An 18,828-nucleotide genomic window follows, 5' to 3' on the forward strand; every position below is an offset into this window, starting at 1 on the left:
ACGTGGTCGGGCCTTACCGGGGGTTGTTCAACGGGCCCGGCGTCAAAGGTTTCGTGCTGGCCGGCTTCATCGGCCGGATGCCCATGTCGATGCTCGGCATCGGCATCGTGCTGCTGATCTCGGCCCTCACCGGGTCCTACGCGACCGCGGGCGCCGTCGCCGCCGCCACCAACGTCGCCTTCGCCATCGCCGCGCCGCTGTCCGCGCGGCTGGTGGACCGGTTCGGGCAGAGCCGGGTGATCATCCCGCTCGCCTCGGTCAACGGGCTCGCGCTGGCCTCCCTGATGCTCAGCGCGAGGTTCGGCCTGCCCGAGTGGACGCTCTACGCCACCGGCCTGCTGGTCGGCGCGACCTCGCTCTCGCTCGGCTCGATGGTGCGCGCCCGCTGGTCCACGCTGTACGGCGGCTCGGCCAGGCTGCACACCGCGTTCTCCTTCGAGTCGGTGGCCGACGAGGTCATCTTCGTCACCGGGCCGGCGATCGTCACGGTGCTCGCCACGGCGGTCAACCCGTACGCGGGACTGCTGGTGGCACTGCTGTGCATGCTCGGCGGGTCCTTCGCGCTGGCGCTGCAGCGGCGCACGCAGCCGCCGGTCCAGCCGGTCAGAAGCACCTCGGGCACCCCCATCCTGATCCCCGGGATCGCCCTGCTGGCCTGCGTCTACGTGGCGCTCGGCGCGGTGTTCGGCTCGGTCGACCTGATCACGGTGGCGTTCGCCGAGGAGGAGGGCGTGAAGGGCGCCGCCGGCTTCCTGCTGGCCTCCTTCGCCGGTGGATCGATGGTGTCGGGCCTGTGGTTCGGGTCGAGGAACTGGCGGATCCCGCTGCGGGGCCGGTTCGTGCGGGCGCTGGGCGTGTTCGTGGTGGGGCTGGTGCCGATCTCGTTCATCGACGACGCGTGGATCATGGCCGTGGGGCTCTTCGTGGCCGGGCTGGCCATCTCGCCGACGCTCATCACCGGCTTCTCGCTCACCGAGCGGATGGTGCCGCCGTCGCTGCTCACCGAGGGGCTGGCCTGGATCTCGACCGCGATCGGGTTCGGGGTGGCGATCGGCGCGTGGGCCGGCGGAGCGCTCACCGAGGCGTTCGGGGCGTCCAGCGCGTACGGCTTCTCCGTCGTCTGCGCGGCCCTCGCCGCCGTCGTCGGTGTGGGAGGTTCGGGTTTGCTGAGACTTCCCGAGGCGCCTTCACCCGCGGAGACATGATCCGCTACGGTCGAAACATCCCTCGCAACACCCTTCACACTGGAAGCTCTATTTCATGTCCCGACAAATCTATTCACTTTTGGCCATCGCGGCTGTCACCCTCACGCTGACGCCGGCACCCGCCCTGGCCGACTCCCCAGCCAACCAGCAGGCGGCGAAGACCGCCCCCGCCCCGGTCGACTGCGAGCAGCTCAAGTGCATCGCGCTGACCTTCGACGACGGGCCGGGCAAGTACGCGGGCACGCTCCTCGACACCCTGAAGAAGTACGACGCCAAGGCGACGTTCTTCCTGGAGGGCCAGTACGTGAAGAGCCGCCCGGCCTATGTCAAGCGCATGGCCAAGGAGGGCCATGAGCTCGGCAACCACAGCTACAAGCATCTCAACTTCACGACCATCGAGCCGGGGGCCATCCGGAGCGAGATCCAGAAGACGCAGGACGCCGTCAAGAAGGCCGCCGGCGTCGAGCCCAAGCTGCTGCGCCCGCCGTACGGGATGGCCGACCTGCAGGTGTCGGACATCGCGGCCGAGTTCGGCATGCCGATCGTGCTGTGGACCGGCGGATCGCGTGACTGGTCCACCAAGAACGCCGACGCCATCAAGAAGCAGACGCTGGCGGTGGCCAAGCGCGACGGCATCATCCTCATGCACGACTGGGTGAAGCAGACCGTCGACGTGATGCCGTCCCTCGTCAAGACGCTGCAGAGCCGGGGCTACACCCTGGTGAAGGTCTCCGACATCGTCAAGAAGGAGAACCTGGCGGCGGGTGACGTCTTCCCGCTTCCGGAGGGCTGGGAAAACTGAGTATCGTTCACGTTTAGTTTCGGAACGACGCTCGAAGGGAGCCGCTCATGGTCTTCACGAACTGGGCACGCAACCAGTCGGCCACCCCCTTCGACGTGCGCACCCCGGCCGCGGCCGACGACGTCGTGCGGGCCGTGCGCGACGCGGCGGCGGGCGGCCGGCGGGTGCGGATGGTCGGCACGGGCCACTCCTTCACCGGAGTGGCCCTCACCGACGGCATCATGCTGCTCCCCACCGCGCTGACCGGGGTCCGCTCGGTCGACGGCGACCAGGTCACCGTCCTGGCCGGCACCCCGCTCAAGGTGCTCAACGAGCTGCTCGACGAGCGTGGCCTGGCCCTGGCCAACATGGGCGACATCACCGAGCAGACGGTGTCGGGCGCCATCCAGACCGGCACCCACGGCACCGGCCGCGACAGCGGCGGCCTGGCCGACCAGGTGACCGCCCTGGAGCTGGTGCTGGCCGACGGCTCGGTGGTGACGGCCACCCCGGGCGACGACCTGTTCGACGCCGCCCGGGTCGGGCTGGGCGCGCTCGGCGTGCTGACGGCCGTGACGTTCCGGGTGGAGCCCGCGTTCCTGCTGCGCAACGAGCGGCGCCGGATCACGCTCAGCCGGATGCTCGACTCGCTCGACGAGATGACCACCGGCAACGAACACCTCGACTTCTTCTGGCTGCCGCACACCGACGCGTGCCTGGTCAAGACCAACAACCGGCACCCCGGCCCGCCCCGGCCGCCGAGCGCCGCCAAGCACTGGCTGGACAACGTCTTCCTGGAGAACACCGTCTTCGGCCTGGCCTGCGCCGCCGGCGCGCGGTTCCCCGGCCTGATCCCCCGGATCAACGCGCTCAGCGCGGCCGCGCTCGGCGGCTCCGAGGCGGTGGACGCCTCCTACCGCGTCTTCACCGCCCGGCGCGACGTGCGCTTCCTAGAGATGGAGTACGCCGTGCCGCGCGATCGGCTCGGCCAGGCGCTGCGCGAGACGCGCGACCTGGTCGAGCGCGCCGACTGGAAGATCACCTTCCCGATCGAGGTGCGGGTGGCGCCGCCCAGCGACGCCTGGCTCTCCACCGCGTACGGCCGGCCCACGGCGTACATCGCGTGCCACATGTACCGGCCGACGCCCCACCCCGCCTACTTCGCGGGGGTGGAGGAGATCATGACGCGGCTGGAGGGCCGGCCGCACTGGGGCAAACTGCACACCCGCGACGCCGCCTACCTGAGCGCGGTCTACCCGAGGTTCGCCGACTTCGTGGCGCTGCGCGACCGGCTCGACCCGGAGCGGCTGTTCGGCAACGCGTACCTGGACACCGTGCTCGGCTGACCCTTCACTCCGGCGCCCCCGGGGCGGGCTCGTCGCCCTCCGCCGGCGAGGCCGGCGCCTCCTCCCCCACGTCCGGCCGCTCCGTGGGCTCCGGCGGGGCGCTCGTCGGGTCGACCGGCTCGGCCGGGCCGGTGTCCGTGGGAGTGGGGGTGGGCGGGGGCGTCGCCGACGGGGTGGGAGTGGCCGTCACCGTCACCGTCGGCACGGGAGCGGTCGGGGCCGGGTCGCCGGACGGCGTGGTGACCGCCGGGGAGGGCTCCCGTGAGCGGCGTTCCTCCTCGACCGGCGCCTTCGCCGGCCCCTTGTCGCTGACGGGCCCCCGGAGCTGCTCGTGCACGGTCGTCCCGGCGATCCCCTGGTAGAGCAGGATGCCGCCCATGCTGACGGCGAAGACCAGCGTCGCGGCCACGGCGACCCTGATCCACGGCAGCTTCGCCCGAGGCGCCTCCACCGGCGCCATGACCAGGGTCGACTCAGGCTGGTCGGGGTCGTCGTCACGGACCGTGGCGTGCGCGGCCATGGCCAGCGCGCCCTCCCCCTCGTTCTCGCGAAGCGGCTCCTCCCGGTCGGCATGGGTCAGCCGGGCGATCACGGTGTGCTGCTTGACCTTGTCGCCGGTGCGCTTGAGGTAGTGCGTGTAGACGGCCGAGGCGACGGTGCTGGCGATGCTCACCACCGCGGCGCCGATCACCGTGCCCGCCACCCCGAGGTAGGAGGCGGCCGCCGCGGCCGTCACCGCCGCCAGGGCGCTCCCTCCGATCTGCGGCCCGCTCAGCTCGAACTTCCGCTGCTCGCCGCCCATGCCGTCGATCAGTCCCTTCTGGCCATCCGTAAGGTAAAGAGCTTCCTCGTGAATAGACGCGACTGCGTGTCCCGTTGTTCCTGTGACCTGCGTGACAGGCACCCTCTTGGCTCGTGCCCCGACGATTCGGCCTGCCCTCCGTATATCTCGCCGCGGCCGTGGCGACGGCCATGACCACAGCGGCGCCCCTGGCCATGACCCCCGCCTCCGGCCTCGCCGCCCGGCCCGCCACGAGCGAGCCCGCCCTGCCCCATGTCGTCACCGCGCGCGACCGGGCCGCCGCCCGTGACCTCGTCGGCGAGGTGCGCTGGCGGGTGCGCCGCTACTACACGGCAGCGCTGCCCGGCTTCGCCACCTGGCTCACCCCGGCCGAGGCCGACGAGCTGCGCGCCGACCCGCGCGTGCGCGCCCTCGAACCCGACCGGCTGATCCGCCCCCTGACCGGCTCGCGCTCGCCCGGCGCCCCCGGACCGGAGGCCACCGGCGCCGGCACCACGGTGTACGTGGTGGACAGCGGCCTCGACGCCGCCCGCGCCGAGTTCGGCGACCGAGCCTGGCGCGCCTTCGACGCGACCGGCGGCACCGGCGACGACTGCACCGGGCACGGCACGCGGGTGTCCCGCGAGATCTCCGGCACCGCGCCCGGCGCCAGGATCGCCTCGGTGCGCGTGCTCGGCTGCGACGGCGCCGGCACGCTGTCGGACGTCGTCGCCGGCCTCGACTGGGTACGCAGACACGCCCGTCATCCCGCCGTGGCGAACCTCTCCCTCGACGGCGACGGCTCCCCGGCCTACGCCACCGCCGTACGCCGCCTCACGCGGTCCGGCGTCTTCGTCACCGGCGCCTCGGACACCGCCGGCTGCCGGCCGGCCAGCGGCGGCCAGGCGTTCTCCGCCGCCGCCCCCGGCCTGGCCGGACTCGCCGCCCGCCACCTGGAGCTCCATCCAGCCGCCGGCCCATTGGCTCTCGCGTCTTATCTGAAGTGCACGACGGCGCGCGGCTCAGTTCGCCAGAATCCTTCAGGGGCCGCGCGAAACGGCGGGCGCTGATTTCGATGGAAGCGGTAAATGTGACCGGCGTCACATCGCCCCGGGGCTATCCCAGGAAGGCGATGTTCGGACATGCCGGGTACGGTGCTGGCAGGCAACCGGCACACGCGAGAGACTCAAGGGTCCGGGGGAAGAACGAGCACGCTGACGAAGGGACTCGTATGCAGGAGCTCCGACTCGTCGCGGTGAGCGAAGACGGCACCTATCTCGTGCTGGCGACTGCCGGCCGGGGTACACGCTTCACGCTTCCCGTGGACGACCGGCTCCGTGCTGCCGTCCGTGGCAACTTCTCCCGTCTCGGCCAGTACGAGATCGAAGTGGAGAGTCCGTTGCGCCCCAAGGAGATCCAGGCTCGCATACGTGCCGGAGAGACCGCGGAACAGATCGCCGCGACCGCCGGCATCCCTGTCGAGCGGGTCCGCTGGTTCGAGGGCCCCGTGCTGCAGGAGCGCGAGTACGTCGCCCAGCAGGCGCAGCGCGTCGCCGTACGGATGCCGGGAGAGTCCTCCCCCGGCCCCACCCTCGGCGACCTGGTCGCCGAGCGGCTCACCCGGCGCGGCGTGCCCACCGACGAGATCGACTGGGACTCCGCCAAGCGTGACGACGGGCTGTGGCGGGTCAAGCTCGGATACGTGTGGAACGGTCACACCAGGCACGCCGAGTGGCTGTTCGACCCCCGGCGCCGCCACGTCACCCCGCACGACGACGAGGCGCTGCGCCTGTCTGCCGCCGACTTCGACCCGAGTCCCGTCACCGAGGACACCACGGTCACGCCGTTCGCTCCGCGCGTGGCCAAGCTGCAGCCGGTGCCGCCGCTGGCGTCCGACCCGCTGCCGTTCCCCTCGGTGGTGCGGCGCGAGCCCGAGGAGCCCGCCGTCGGCTACCAGCCGCCCGCGCGCGGCTCGGAGTCCGCCTACACACGGCCGGCCAGTCCGTCCCGCGAGGCCCCCTTCGAGCCCGGCCACACCCGTCCCGGCGGGGCCGCGCCCTGGGCTCCCGACTTCGGCTCCAACCGCCCGGCCGGTCGCGACTTCCGGCCCTCCCCCGGTCCCGACCGTACGGACACGCCCGACGACCTCGCGCCGCCGGCCGCCTTCCAGCCTCCGGCCTCCGCCGCGCCGCCGTTCTCACCCGCCGCCGCACCGGACACCTACCAGTCCACCGGCACGCGTCCGGTCCAGCCCGAGCAGCACGCCCCCGGCCATCTCGACTCCCTCGCCGACACCGGGGCGGCGCGGGCGCCGTATCCCGCCGAGGCCGGGCCGGCGGCGCACTCTGCGCCTGGCCGAGTCCCCGGCGCCGAGACAGGCCACTCCGACAGCGGCCAAGTCCCAGGCACAGGAGCAGGAACAGGGGCAGGGGCAGGGGCGGGGGCAGGGCGCGCCGACTCGGGCACCTCGTCCACACAGGCGGCCGACGGACCGCCGAGTCATGCGAGCACGCCTGTCGCCGACGTCCGCCCGACCGTCCCGGCCGAGGCGCCGCCGCAGTCGATGCCCGCTGACGCGCCCCTGGCGGTGGCGTCGGCTCCCGAGGCTCCACCCCAGCCCACGCCGGCCGACACGTCCCAGTCCGGCGCGGCGACCTCGACGCCCGAGCCGAAGGCCGTCACCGACGCCCCGGACTCCTCCGGCGACAAGCCGTCCGCCAAGGACCAGGCCGTGACGACCGAGGTGGCCGCCCAGGCGGGCACCGGCCAGGACATAAGCCCGCCGCCGGCGGCGGAGACGACGCGGACTTCGGCCACGGTTTCCGGTAGCCAGACCGCGTCTGACGGCCCGGCCACACTTGACAGCCCGACCGCCTCAGACAGCCCGGCCACAGCCAACAACGAGATCGCGTCTGACGCCCAGGTCGCGCCGGAACACCGAAGCGCGTCTGAGGCGCGGGTGGCGCCGGAACACCAGCGCGCCTCTGACGGGAAGGCCACACCTGACGGGAAGGCCACACCTGACGGGAAGGCCACACCTGACGGGAAGGCCACACCTGACGGGCAGGCCACACCTGACGGGAAGGCCACGCCTGACGGCCCGGTCACACCTGACGGGCAGGCCACGTCCGAGACGCAGGCCACCTCGCCGGCGTATCCGGCCGCATCCAGCACGCCGACGACGCCTCCTACACCCGCAAGCCTTCCGACGTCGCCTGCCACACCGGCAACGGTGCCGACGCCCGCCACGCCCAGCCCTCTTCCGACGTCGCCTGACACGCCGACAACGCTTCCGACGTCACCCGACGTGCCGACGCCGGTCCCGACGACGCCGATCGCGCCACCCGCCGCCGCGTCGGTGGCGGAGCCCGCCGCCGCCGAGGGGCAGACCACGCCTGCCGCGTCAGAGACGACCATCGCCGCCAAGGACACGACCGCCACCCCGACAGCCACCGAGCGCACCGAAGCACCGGCGGCACCGGCGGCGACCACGCCGTCCGCCGAGGCGCCCCGCGCGACAGAAGGCACCACAGGCACGGCGCAGCCCACCGGCGGCGAGCGCGTCGCCGAGGCCACACCGGCCGCGGCAGGGACCACCGCCCCGGCCGCACCTGCGACGACGGAAGCGGCCACACCGGCGGCGGAAACACCCGTCACCACGGGATCCGCAGCGACACCCGCTCCGGCCGAACCCGTTACGCCGACCCCCGAAGCACCCACCACCACGGAAACCGCCACACCGGCCGCAGAGGCACCTGCCACGGCGGAGCCCACCACCCCGGCCACCGAAGCACCTTCCGTGACGGAGCCCACCACCCCGGCCGCAGCGGCGCTCGGGGCGGCGGAAACCGCCACACCGGCCGCAGAGGCACCTGCCACGGCGCAGCCCACCACCCCGGCCACCGAAGCACCTTCCGTGACGGAGCCCACCACCCCGGCCGCAGCGGCACCTGCCACGGAGGACGCCGCTCCGGCGGCGCAGGCACCCGCCACGCCGGCCGCCGAGGTGTCCGAGGCGGCGCAGAGCCCGGCACCGGCCGCCGAGCCGGAGGCGGAGCCTCAGGCGGCGGCCCAGGAGCCAGCGCAGTCGCCTCCGGTCGCCAAGCCCGTTCCCAAGCCGCCGGCGCCGCGGCCCAAGCCGGCCCCCGGACGCGAGTCCAAGGCGGCCGTGCCCGCAGCGCGGCCGGGCAAGGACGACACGACCAAGGAAGGCACGGCCGCGGAGGAGCCCGCGGTGCCGGTGCCGTCTCCCCCTCCGGCTCCCGCGGCCCGCCCGGCACGCAAGGGGTCGCGGGGACGCCGCGCCTCGGTGCCGACGTGGGACGAGATCATGTTCGGCGCCCGCCGCCCGGACTGACCCCTGCGGATCGCCCGCCTCGAACCCGGCTCGTCGCGGGCGTGGCCGACATCCCGCAGGTGGTCGCCCGTGGCCGACATCCCACACGTGCTCGCCGGTGCCCCGGCATCGACGAGGTCCGGTGCCCCGCGTCGGCGAGGCGATGACCGGCCCGTTCACGATCGGGTGACGGCGACTACGGGGCGTTGGAGCCCTCAAGGAAGGGAGCCAGCCAGTCGGGGGTGACCTCGACGGGGAAGTCCACGGCCTGCGCGGGCGAGACGTCGTACGCGGAGTAACCGCCCTTGCCCGCGCCCACGCCGGCGATGAGCGTGAAGACGCCGGCCCGGCGCTGGAACCAGGTCTGCCTGACGCGCCAGCCGACCACGGCGCGTCGTTCGACCACGGCCTGCACCCGTCGCAGGGAGCCTGAGCGGACCGAGAGACGGTGGCCGTCGAAGCCGTGCCCCAGCGAGCGGTAGCGGTCGAGGCCGAGCGGGACGCCGAGGCCCGCCAGGATCAGGGCGAGCACCAGGAGGACCCACCAGAACAGGCTCCCGGTGAGCAGCGCGGCCAGGCCGGTGACGGCGGTGAGCGCGAGCCACGGGAACACGGCGCGGAAGAGGCGCCGGTTGCGGGCCACCGGGGGATGCGGGCGCAGGGTCGCCTGGTAGGGACCGATGGCGTCCGCGACCACCTGGAAGGCGACGGCGCGCGGCACGTCCGGCAGGAGCTGGCCCCGTGTGGACGAGTCGCCGAGGCCGGTCACGATGGCCCAGGCACGGGCGACCCCGGCCCACCGTTCGACGAGTCCGTCGACGATCTCGTAGCCGCGCACCCGTCTGCGCTCCAGCGAGACACTGCGCCGGTTGATCAGCCCTCGCTCGGCCACCAGGTAGCCGTCACGCCGCTTGAGCCGGAAGTCCCAGTTGAACACCGCGTACATGAGACCGCCCACGAACGGCATGGCCGCCACGAGCAGCAGCACCGCCACCAGCAGCAGGTAGGGGCGGTCCCAGAGCCACTGGCCGACCGTCCAGGCGGTGTCCCTGCCGAAGCCGAGCTCGTTGCCCCACTGGAACGCCAGCCCGATGGCGCCGCCCACCAGGGCGAACGGGGTCAGCAGGTAGGCGCCGGACAGCGGGCCGTACAGGAGCCATCTGCGGGGCACGCCGATGACGGTGTGCTCGGCCGGCGCGGTGGGGCCTGCGGGCTCCTCGGTCCGCGGGCCCTGCTCCCGCGTCGCGTGGGCGCGGCGCAGCAGGACGACCTTGAGGCGTTCGGCCTCGTCCAGGGTGACGCCGTCGAGCTTGCCCTCCTCCTCGCCGCCGCTCGCCCCGGTGTCTATCTTGAGCACGGCCAGGCCCAGCAGGCGGTGCATGGGCGGGGTGGACACATCGACGCCGCGTACGCGTTCCAGGGGGATGGTGCGGACGGAGCGGCTGATGAGCGAGCGTTTGATCTCCAGCCGGTCGTGCACGATCTGGTAGCTGAACGTGACCCACCTGATGACGGCGAAGATCACGGTGCCGAACAGGCCGAGCGCGGCGAAGCCGTACGAGGTGCCGGAGAAGCCCCCGGCGAGCAGCAGCCCGACGAACGGGAGCAGCAGCGACGGCAGCATCCGAACCGGGTCGATGAGCAGCACCCTCGGGCTCAGCCGCAGCGGCAACCCCGCCAGGCCCGGAACGGGACCGTCATCACCCGGGTCCGGAACGTGCGGCCCTCCCGGCGCCGTGGGGCCCTGCGGCCCCTGTGGCGGGCCGTGCCAGGCGGGCGGGGGCCGGTGCGCCGGGTCGTGAGGCGGCGGTGGGGTGGGAGGCTGGGAGGGACCGGTCACGTGGCGTCGTCCCGCAGTGCTTCGGCGCGGTGCGCGAGCTGCTCGGCCAGCCCCGCCGCGACCACGTAGTCGAGCCCGTTGATGGTCGAGGAGCCCGCGTGGGACGCGGTGCGGATCTCCAGGGTCGCCAGCCCGAGCATCCGCTCCATCCAGCCCTGCGCCTTGTCGACGGTCTGGATGCGGCTCACCGGCACGAACACCCATTCCCTGGTCAGAAACCCCGACCGGGCGTAGACGACGTCACCGGACAGCTCCCACCGATGTACGGCATAGCGCACGAACGGCTCCGCCACCAGGAACGGGGTCGTCAGCACCGCCACCGCCAGGGGCAGCAGCCACCAGCGGCCCTCGAGCCAGTCGGGCACCCAGTCCCAGCCGCTGCCGCTGACCCATCCCCCGGCCAGCACGGAACCACCGATCAGCAGCACGAAGGCGATCAGAGCCTCCAGCAGCCAGAGCCGCACGGCCTTGGGCGAGACGCGGTGCGCCGGGTCGCGCAGTGGACCATTTGACGTCACAAATCCCAGCCTATGGTGCCCGGCACGCAGGGGCGATCTCTCCCCGGCGCCACCGCGACTCCGAAGTCGCTCTCGGCGGCGCCGCCACGGCTCCGAAATTGTCGGTGCCGTCGTGGAGAGTGGGGGTCACTGATACGAAGGGACGACGGTATGCGCTATGCGATTCAGGCCGAGGGCCTGGTGAAGCACTATGGCGAGACCAAGGCGCTCGACGGCGTCGACCTGGCCGTGCCACCCGGCAGGCTGCTGGGGGTGCTCGGGCCCAATGGAGCCGGCAAGACCACAGCGGTGCGCATCTTGGCGACCTTGCTCAGCCCCGACGCGGGTAGCGCCTCGGTGCTCGGGTTCGACGTCTTACGCCAGGCTCATCAGGTCCGATCACTGATCGGGCTCACCGGGCAGTACGCCGCGGTGGACGAAATGCTCACCGGGGTCGAAAACCTGGTGATGATCGGGCGCCTGCTTGGCCTGTCCAGGAGTGAGTCGCGGCAGCGGGCCAAGGCGCTGCTGGAGCGGTTCGACCTCGCCGACGCGGGCGGGCGCGCGACCAAGACCTACTCGGGCGGCATGCGCCGGCGGCTCGACCTGGCGGCGAGCCTGGTCGGCAGGCCGCAAGTGCTGTTCCTCGACGAGCCGACCACCGGTCTCGACCCGCGCAGCCGCACCGAGCTGTGGGGCGTGGTCCGGGGGCTGATGGCCGACGGGGTGACGGTCCTGCTGACCACCCAATACCTGGAGGAGGCCGACCAACTGGCCGACGACATCGTGGTGTTCGACCACGGCAGGGTGATCGCGTCGGGCACGTCCGACGAGCTCAAGGCGACCACCGGCGCCCAGGTGCTGGAGGTGCGCCCGCTCGACGCGCAGCAGCTGGAGCTGGTGGCCAAGGTGGTCACCGACGTCATCGACGAGGAGCCCGAGCTGTCGGGCGGCAAGGTCACGGCCGCGGTCTACGACCCCGCGGTGGTGCCGGCCGTCGTCCGCCGCCTCGACGACCTCGGCGTCGTGGCCTCCGAGCTGACGCTGCGCAAGTCCAGCCTTGACGAGGTGTTCCTCAGCCTGACCGGGCACCGCGCCGAGGAGCCCGCCGACCAGGAGGAGGTTCTCGTATGACCGCCGTGACGACGCTCGTCCCGCCGTCGGCGGTGAGCAGACGGGTGGGGCTCGGAGCGACCATCCAGCAGACGTTCACGCTGGCGTGGCGGAGCCTGGTGCAGATCAAGCACAATCCGTGGGAGCTGCTCGACCTCAGCATCCAGCCGATCATGTTCCTGCTGCTGTTCACCTACGTGTTCGGCGGCGCGATCTCCGGCTCGACGGGCGACTACCTGCAGTTCGCGCTGCCGGGCCTGCTGGTGCAGAACGCGCTGTTCTACACGCTGTCCACGGCGATCGGGCTCAACACCGACATCACCAAGGGCGTGTTCGACCGGTTGCGCAGCCTGCCGATCGCCCGCGTCGCGCCGCTGGCCGGGCGCATCATCGCCGACACGTTCAAGCAGGTGTGGGCGTTCGCGCTGCTGGTCGGGTTCGGCATGGTGCTCGGTTTCCGGGTGACGACCAGCGTGGCCGGCCTGGTCGGCGCGCTGGCCCTGCTCGTGGTGGTGGCGCTGGCCATGTCGTGGATGTCGGTGCTCATCGGGCTCAAGGCGTCCAACCCCGAGAAGGTGCAGATGATCGCCTTCTCGGCGATGATGCCGCTGACCTTCACCAGCAGCGCGCTGGTGCCGTCCGACACCTTCCCGGGTTGGCTGAAGGCCTGGTCCGACGTCAACCCGGTGACCCATCTGGCCGACGCGATCCGCGGGTTGCTGATCGGCGGCGAGGTCGCCGATCCCGCGCTGGTGTCGCTGCTCTGGTCCGCGGGCTTCGTCCTGGTGTTCGCGCCGCTGGCCATCAGGGTCTTCCGCAAGCACGTCTGACCACACCCCGGCCGCCCGGCCGGCCGGTGACCGCGCCGCACAGGGGCAGGCTCGGTCACAGCGCCGCGCGTCGTGAGAGCGGAGCCGATCGCGCCAGGTGCCGCCGGCCGCGGCCGGCGCCGCGCGAGGGCCGCGGCCCGGCGGGAGCACCTGTGATCACCATGCCCACGCCGCCTGGCGGGCCGGGGCGGGCACGGCACTTCGTGCGGACGCGCAGCACCGGCGGCCGTGCCCGAGGAGTCTCGGGTACGGCCGCCGGTCGCTGTCCGGATGCCGGTCGCTGTCCGGATGCCGTCGGCCCGCGCTGGCCGGCCGGGGGCGCGCGGCGTCCAGGCGCCGTCGGGCAGATGGGCCACCTGGCGCACCCGCTTTCTCGGAGTCCGCCCCCGCCGGACCGGCGGACAGGTGACCACGCCATCGCCCCCTCGACCGCCCCGATGATCACTGCGCCACGAAGCGGCAGGTCACAGCGACTAGGCGGCATTATGGGGCGATCTTCGCCAATCACCCATTTCGACAGCCCCTGCACGTCCGGAAGATGTGGGGGGTCACACTTGTGTCCAAGCTCACCCTGTCCATCCCCTGCCAGGTGTCCGATTTCGTATCGTTATCGACCACCGAGCCTCCCGAAACGGTCGGCGCACCGCCGATACACGCGTAGCATCATCCGGCATGGGGCTGTGTAACACGGCTGGACGTGTGAGACGCATCGCTGTCATTGCGACAGGGGTGGCGATCATGCTCGCCTTGTCGGGCTGCGGCATCCTCATCGGCAAGTCAGAGGCCAAGGAGATCGCCGAGATCAACGTGTCGAGCCCGGACCTGCGCGACGGCGAGCCGCTGCCGCGCCGCTACACCTGCAACGGCACCCAGGGCAGCCCGCCGCTGCGCTGGTCCAGCGGACCGTTGCCCACGGCGAAGTCCGTCGCGATCGTGGTCGACTCCCTCTCACCGTCCGAGTCCAACGTGCACTGGGTGCTCTACAACATCCCGGCGACCACGACGGAGCTCGGGCCCGACGCGGCGGCCGACGTTCCGGACGGCTCCAGCCAGGCCAAGGTGACCAGCGGCAAGGCCGGTTACGAGCCCCCGTGCGACCCCAAAGGCAGCTACCGGTTCTCCGTCTACACGTTGAGCGACAAGGTCAAGGCCCAGGAGGGCGCCCCCCTCTCTGCGGTCTTGAAGGAGATCGCGGACCAGACCATCGCTCACGGCCGCCTCACGGCAATCCACACCGAGTGAGATCCCAAACACTACGGGTAGTAATCGTTACCAATTCTTCGCTTAGGGTGTGACAACACTCGTAGTGGTCCGACAGAATCAGATCCAATTGTTAGGTACTGGTGATCAAAGGGGGCAGATCGCGTCGATGGCCGCGCGATCTCACCGGTGCCACAGGGAGGCCATGGCTTTGAGGGTGGTGCAATGATCGCGGTCGTCATCAGCTTGGTCGCTGTCGTGCTCCTCGTGCTCGTCGTCGTGGCACTGGGCATGCGTTCGATGAACCGACGGGAGAGTTCGCTCCCGCCGGAGCGGCTGAAGCAGATGGCCGAGAAGGAGGAGATGACTCATGCTCGGTCGACTGACGAGTTCGCCGCTCACGAACCACGAATGAATAACTTCAGCCCCGACTTCAGCCCCATCGACGAACCCAAGCCCAAACCGGTCCGCACCGGTCAGCGGGGCAAGCGTGGCGTCGACGAGTGGGGCAACCCGAGCTCCGACGACGAGGACGAGGAGTTCTGGGCCAACATCCGCAGCGACGCGACCGAGGGCGGCTTCGGCGCCGGGGGCACGGTCGCGGCACGCAAGGGCGCCTCACGTCCCGTCGAGCGTGAGCAGCCGGCCTCCGAGCACCCACGTCCCGCCGAGCGTGAGCGGCCCGCCCGGCGGCAGGCCGCCGCCGCGGCGGTCGACCCGCACGCGGCGACCGTCCAGGCGCCCCTCCCCCAGCGGCCCGTCCCCGCGGCCGCCTCGGCCGGGCTGGCCGACCTGGTGGAGCCCGTGCAGCGGCCCGCCGTCGCGGCCTCCGAGCTGGCCGACCAGCGCACGGTGACGTTCTCCGCGCCCCCGGCCGACGTGATGAGCATCCTGGGCGCGGGCGCCAAGCCCGTGCCCGCCCCGCACTCCGTCTCCCACGCGTCCGCCGGGTCGCCGTCCACGCCGAGCGGTTCGTTCCCCGCCACGGGGAACGGCGCCTCCAGCGGGTCGTTCCCGGCGGCCGGCGGCAGCGGCTCGCTGTCCACACCGGCCGGCGGCATGTTCTCCCCCGCCAACACCGGCTCGTTCCCGGTCACGCCCGCGGCCCCCATCCACGGCGCGCCGACCAGTGACCCGTTCCCCGCCTACAACGGCGCGGGCGACCAGCTCAGCGCCGGCCCCGCCTGGCCGGCCCCGCCCGCCTCGACCACCTCGGGCTCCTGGTCGGCGACCGCCTCGCCCGACATCCTCGACGACCCCACCCCCGGCCCCAGCGGCTCCTGGCCCGCCTTCGAGCCCCAGCAGCCCGCCGCCGCCCCCTACCCGTCGTCCTACGAGGTGCGGTCCGGCTGGGCCGTGGCCGACGACTCCGAGGCGGTCACCGGGCCCTCCCCCGCCACCGGCACCCCGACCCGGCCCGCCAGGACGGTCTCGGCCTATGACGACGTGCTGTCGGCACCGCCGCCCGCCCAGTCCATCGCGTACGAGACGGGCGACTTCACCACCTCCCAGGCCGCCTGGCCGGAGGGATCTCCGGCCAACGCCGGCTGGCCCAACCACAACGAGATGTACGGCGCGACGACCGAGGCGGGCCACGCCGCCCGGCACGGCAACGGCCAGCGGACACCCGAGCAAGATTTCCCCGACTACTACCGCTGACCCTTGATTGCGTAAAACCCGCGCGATGACCTCTTAAGGGTCGGCCCGTCGGGCGTTAGTGTTTGGCGCATGGTCGGCGTCACACAGAGTCGCGTGCTGAGCACGCTCAGGTACGACGTACCCGCCTCGCTGGTGGTCTTCCTGATCGCGGTGCCCCTGTCACTGGGCATCTCGATGGCGTCGGGCGCACCCCTCGCCGCCGGGCTGATCGCCGCGGTGGTGGGTGGCATCGTCGCCGGCGCGCTCGGCGGCTCAGCCGTACAGGTGAGCGGGCCCGCGGCGGGTCTGTCCCTGGTGGTGGCGGATCTCGTCCAGACGTACGGCTGGCGGGCCACCTGCATGATCACGCTCCTGGCCGGGGCCGTACAACTCGTGCTGGGCGTGTTCAGGGCCGCGAGAGCGGCGCTGGCCGTCTCCCCCGCCGTGGTCCACGGCATGCTGGCGGGCGTGGGCGTGGTCATCGCGCTCTCCCAGCTGCACGTCGTACTGGGCGGCAGCTCGCAGCGTTCGGCGCTGGCCAACATCATGGAGCTGCCCGCGCAGCTGGCCGAGATGCACGGTCACACGGTCGCGGTGGGCCTGCTCACGATCGCGGTGCTGGCGTTGTGGACCCGGCTCCCCAAACGGGTCAAGGTGGTGCCCGCGCCGCTCGCGGCGCTGCTCGTGGCCGCTGTCACCGCCTACGTCTTCCAGTGGGACGTCACCCGCATCGACCTGTCGGGCACCCTCGGCGACTGGCAGTTCCCCGTGGTGCCGCAGGGCGACTGGGAACACGTCGTGGCGGCCGTGCTGCTGGTCGCGCTGCTCGCCGGGGTCGAGTCGCTGCTCTGCTCGGTCGCGGTCGACGGCATGCACACCGGCCCGCGCGCCGACCTCGACCAGGAGCTCACCGGGCAGGGCGTGGCCAACATGGTGAGCGGGGCGCTGGGCGGGTTGCCGCTGGCCGGCGTGATCGTGCGCAGCACCGCCAACGTGCAGGCGGGGGCACGCAGCCGGTGGTCGACGATCCTGCACGGCACCTGGGTGCTGGTGTTCGCGCTCGGCTTCGGCTGGACGATCAAACTGATCCCCGTCGAGGCGCTGGCGGCGCTGCTGGTCTTCATCGGCGTGCAGATGGTCAACCTGGGCCACGTCCGCAAGGTGCACGGTCACGGCGAGGTCCCGGTCTACGTGGCGACGATGGCGGCGGTGATCCTGCTGGGGCTGGCCGAGGGCGTGCTGGCCGGGCTGGCGCTGGCCGCGCTGCTCGCGCTCCGGCGGCTGACCTGGGTCACGGTCAAGATCCACGAGATGCCGGACGGGCGCTGGCACGCGACGATCTGCGGGTCGCTCACCTTCCTCGGCGTGCCCCGGCTCACCCACGAGCTGCGGGCCATCCCCGAGGGCGCGGCCGTCGACCTCGACCTGAACATCGACTTCATGGACAACGCCGCGTTCGAGGCCATCCACTCCTGGCGGCTCGGCCATGAGCGGCTCGGCGGCACGGTCGACATCGACGAGGTACACGACGAGTGGTACGCGCTGGCGGCCAGCGGCGCCCGCACCTACCCCGCCAAGAGCCTGCCCAAGGCGCCCGACCGGTCATGGCTGCCCTGGGCCCACCGCAACCACCGTCCCGCCCGCCATGCGTCCCCGCCCACTCACGGCGTGTCCCCGCCCCCTCACGGCCGCCCCGCCAGCGTCGAGTGCCAGCTGACGGCCGGCGCCCGGGAGTTCCACCGGCGTACGGCTCCGCTGGTGCGCCCCATCTTCACCGAGCTGGCCCGCAAGCAGCAGCCGTCGCACCTGTTCATCACGTGCGCCGACTCTCGGGTCGTGCCCAGTCTCATCACCGCGAGCGGCCCGGGTGACCTGTTCACGGTGCGCAACATCGGCAATCTGGTGCCACGCCGGGGCGCCGAGCCGCACGACGACTCGATGGCTGCGGCGATCGAGTACGCGACCCAGGTGCTCAGCGTCCACACGATCACGGTGTGCGGCCACTCAGGCTGCGGAGCGATGGCCGGGCTGCTCAGCGGCGGCGTCAAGGCGGGCAGTCTGCCGGGGCTGCGGCGCTGGCTGCGGCACGGGCACCACAGCCTGGCCAGGTTCATCGAGAGCGCGGAGGAGCCGCTGGACGCCAGGGCGCTCGACCAGCTCTGCCGGGTCAACGTACAGCAGCAGTTGGAGAACCTCCGCACGTACCGGAAGGTCGACGAGCAGGTGCGTGACGGGCGGCTGCAGTTGGTGGGGCTCTACTTCGACATCGGCGCGGCGCGGGTGCACATGGTTCCGCCGCTGCCGCCCACGCTCGCGGTGAAGATCTGACGGCGGACGGATCCTCCGGTTCTGCGTAATCGTCCGCAGACCGGGTGCCAGGGCGAGGCTAGCGTCGTCGGTGCCCGCGAGGTTGCCCTGGTCCCCACTTCGCCTCGCGTGGCGGCGGTCCACACTCCCAGGGGCCGAGAGGGGCGGAGGTGCTGGACGCCTCCGCCCCTCGTCTCGGTGTCACCCGGGACCCCGAACCGGTCCCGGACAGGTCGATGCGCACCCCAGGTACCGCCGGCCTACCGGTCGCCGCCGCGCGGCCAGGCAACTGGCCGAGATGATCCGCGCACGCCCCGAAGCGGCGCGCAGGCTCCCCCATGCCCTGGAGGCGCCGCCTTGTCCAGGACTTCGGCTTCGGCCCGTCGCACGAGAAGATCGGCATCTCAGCCGACAAAGTGTCGGCTGGCCCGAGGCGCTGGTTCTCTCGAATCCTGGAAACGGCTGGGATGTGCGGATGCGGGTGCTGGATTGGGCGCTGCTCGGCGGCGGATGCTTACTAGGCGTCTTCAGCCTGCTGGCGCTGAGCAGCCGTGTACGGAGGCCGCCCGGGCGTGGGCACGATGGGCGGGGGCGGCAGCGTGAATACGCGACGGCGGGCCTCGATGAAGGCGGCTTGTGGGTCCAGGCGTTCGTGCGGTGCTCTGTGGCCCGTGCCGTCACGAGGAGCTCGGCCTGTGTTTCGGCGAGCAGGCGGCTCGTCTCGTATGTCCGCAGCCGGTCGTGGTAGTGGCGGAACCCGCCGGCGATGGTCTCGGCGTACCAGTGCCGCCATCTGACCGACCACGCTGCCAGTTCGCCGGGGAGGAGCGTCGTCCAGGCCGCCTGCCGCCACTCGGGCGGGAAGACGGGGTTGGCGCCGATGACATGGACCCGGCGAGGGCTGTCCGTATCAAGGACCAGCAGCGACCGCAGCCGCTCGTCGATGTCCTGCCA

Annotated in this window: 13 protein-coding genes; 10 read left to right on the top strand and 3 right to left on the bottom strand. The window is 72.3% G+C overall.

Features of this window, described 5'->3' with window-relative positions:
* The first annotated feature begins 2 nt into the window (after positions 1-2).
* From IEY82_RS17565 to IEY82_RS17575, 3 genes are read left to right on the top strand one after another with little or no spacing between them, the layout of a single operon-like run.
* The gene (locus IEY82_RS17565; protein WP_189125201.1) at positions 3-1,205 is read left to right on the top strand and encodes an MFS transporter; all 1,203 of its coding nucleotides are present in this window, start codon (positions 3-5) and stop codon (positions 1,203-1,205) included.
* Between the two features lie 55 nt (positions 1,206-1,260).
* On the top strand, positions 1,261-2,007 hold the full coding sequence (locus IEY82_RS17570; RefSeq protein ID WP_189125202.1) for a polysaccharide deacetylase family protein: 747 nt from the start codon (positions 1,261-1,263) through the stop codon (positions 2,005-2,007).
* Positions 2,008-2,054: 47 nt separating this feature from the next.
* Positions 2,055-3,332 carry a D-arabinono-1,4-lactone oxidase gene (locus IEY82_RS17575; RefSeq protein WP_189125203.1) on the top strand — a complete coding sequence of 426 codons (1,278 nt, stop codon included), beginning with the start codon at positions 2,055-2,057 and terminating at the stop codon, positions 3,330-3,332.
* Positions 3,333-3,336: 4 nt separating this feature from the next.
* On the opposite strand, the gene IEY82_RS17580 is transcribed toward IEY82_RS17575, so the two are convergent.
* The gene (locus tag IEY82_RS17580) at positions 3,337-4,134 is read right to left on the bottom strand and encodes a hypothetical protein (protein WP_189125204.1); all 798 of its coding nucleotides are present in this window, start codon (positions 4,132-4,134) and stop codon (positions 3,337-3,339) included.
* Positions 4,135-4,247: 113 nt separating this feature from the next.
* Between IEY82_RS17580 and IEY82_RS17585 the strand changes: the two genes are divergently transcribed.
* Complete coding sequence (locus tag IEY82_RS17585; protein WP_189125205.1) at positions 4,248-5,183, top strand: S8 family serine peptidase; 936 nt, start codon at positions 4,248-4,250, stop codon at positions 5,181-5,183.
* 161 nt (positions 5,184-5,344) lie between these two features.
* Entirely contained in the window at positions 5,345-8,470 is a 3,126-nt protein-coding gene (gene sepH, locus IEY82_RS39910) for a septation protein SepH (RefSeq protein WP_263648207.1), read from the top strand.
* Between the two features lie 175 nt (positions 8,471-8,645).
* Here the strand turns inward: sepH and IEY82_RS17595 are convergent, their stop codons facing one another.
* Positions 8,646-10,289, bottom strand: coding sequence for a PH domain-containing protein (locus IEY82_RS17595; protein ID WP_225263289.1), 1,644 nt, complete (start codon positions 10,287-10,289; stop codon positions 8,646-8,648).
* Positions 10,286-10,807, bottom strand: a complete 522-nt coding sequence (locus IEY82_RS17600; protein ID WP_225263288.1) for a PH domain-containing protein — start codon at positions 10,805-10,807, stop codon at positions 10,286-10,288. The genes IEY82_RS17595 and IEY82_RS17600 overlap by 4 nt, the downstream gene beginning before the upstream one ends.
* Positions 10,808-10,957: 150 nt before the next feature.
* Here IEY82_RS17600 and IEY82_RS17605 point away from each other — a divergent pair, with 150 nt between their 5' ends.
* The 5 genes from IEY82_RS17605 to IEY82_RS17625 all read left to right on the top strand — a co-directional run bounded on the left by IEY82_RS17605 (position 10,958) and on the right by IEY82_RS17625 (position 17,895).
* Positions 10,958-11,920: an ATP-binding cassette domain-containing protein gene (locus IEY82_RS17605; protein WP_189125206.1), complete on the top strand. Its 963-nt coding sequence runs from the start codon at positions 10,958-10,960 to the stop codon at positions 11,918-11,920.
* Entirely contained in the window at positions 11,917-12,729 is an 813-nt protein-coding gene (locus IEY82_RS17610; protein ID WP_189125207.1) for an ABC transporter permease, read from the top strand. The genes IEY82_RS17605 and IEY82_RS17610 overlap by 4 nt, the downstream gene beginning before the upstream one ends.
* Before the next feature lie 738 nt (positions 12,730-13,467).
* On the top strand, positions 13,468-13,971 hold the full coding sequence (locus tag IEY82_RS17615; protein ID WP_225263287.1) for a YbhB/YbcL family Raf kinase inhibitor-like protein: 504 nt from the start codon (positions 13,468-13,470) through the stop codon (positions 13,969-13,971).
* Between the two features lie 183 nt (positions 13,972-14,154).
* Positions 14,155-15,588 carry a hypothetical protein gene (locus tag IEY82_RS17620; RefSeq protein WP_189125208.1) on the top strand — a complete coding sequence of 478 codons (1,434 nt, stop codon included), beginning with the start codon at positions 14,155-14,157 and terminating at the stop codon, positions 15,586-15,588.
* A 69-nt stretch (positions 15,589-15,657) separates the two neighbouring features.
* Positions 15,658-17,895, top strand: coding sequence for a SulP family inorganic anion transporter (locus tag IEY82_RS17625; protein WP_189125209.1), 2,238 nt, complete (start codon positions 15,658-15,660; stop codon positions 17,893-17,895).
* Positions 17,896-18,828 lie beyond the last annotated feature (933 nt).

Origin of the sequence: Nonomuraea cavernae (assembly GCF_014646355.1) — a bacterium.
Classification (GTDB): Bacteria; Actinomycetota; Actinomycetes; order Streptosporangiales; family Streptosporangiaceae; genus Nonomuraea; species Nonomuraea cavernae.

What these genes read in the sequence shown, in the direction of transcription:
- IEY82_RS17570 (WP_189125202.1), top strand. Translation starts at nt 1,261, where the DNA reads ATGTCCCGACAAATCTATTCACTTTTGGCCATCGCGGCTGTCACCCTC.
- IEY82_RS17575 (WP_189125203.1), top strand. Translation starts at nt 2,055, where the DNA reads ATGGTCTTCACGAACTGGGCACGCAACCAGTCGGCCACCCCCTTCGAC.
- IEY82_RS17580 (WP_189125204.1), bottom strand. Translation starts at nt 4,134, where the DNA reads ATGGGCGGCGAGCAGCGGAAGTTCGAGCTGAGCGGGCCGCAGATCGGA.
- sepH (WP_263648207.1), top strand. Translation starts at nt 5,345, where the DNA reads ATGCAGGAGCTCCGACTCGTCGCGGTGAGCGAAGACGGCACCTATCTC.
- IEY82_RS17605 (WP_189125206.1), top strand. Translation starts at nt 10,958, where the DNA reads ATGCGCTATGCGATTCAGGCCGAGGGCCTGGTGAAGCACTATGGCGAG.
- IEY82_RS17610 (WP_189125207.1), top strand. Translation starts at nt 11,917, where the DNA reads ATGACCGCCGTGACGACGCTCGTCCCGCCGTCGGCGGTGAGCAGACGG.
- IEY82_RS17615 (WP_225263287.1), top strand. Translation starts at nt 13,468, where the DNA reads ATGCTCGCCTTGTCGGGCTGCGGCATCCTCATCGGCAAGTCAGAGGCC.
- IEY82_RS17620 (WP_189125208.1), top strand. Translation starts at nt 14,155, where the DNA reads ATGATCGCGGTCGTCATCAGCTTGGTCGCTGTCGTGCTCCTCGTGCTC.
- IEY82_RS17625 (WP_189125209.1), top strand. Translation starts at nt 15,658, where the DNA reads ATGGTCGGCGTCACACAGAGTCGCGTGCTGAGCACGCTCAGGTACGAC.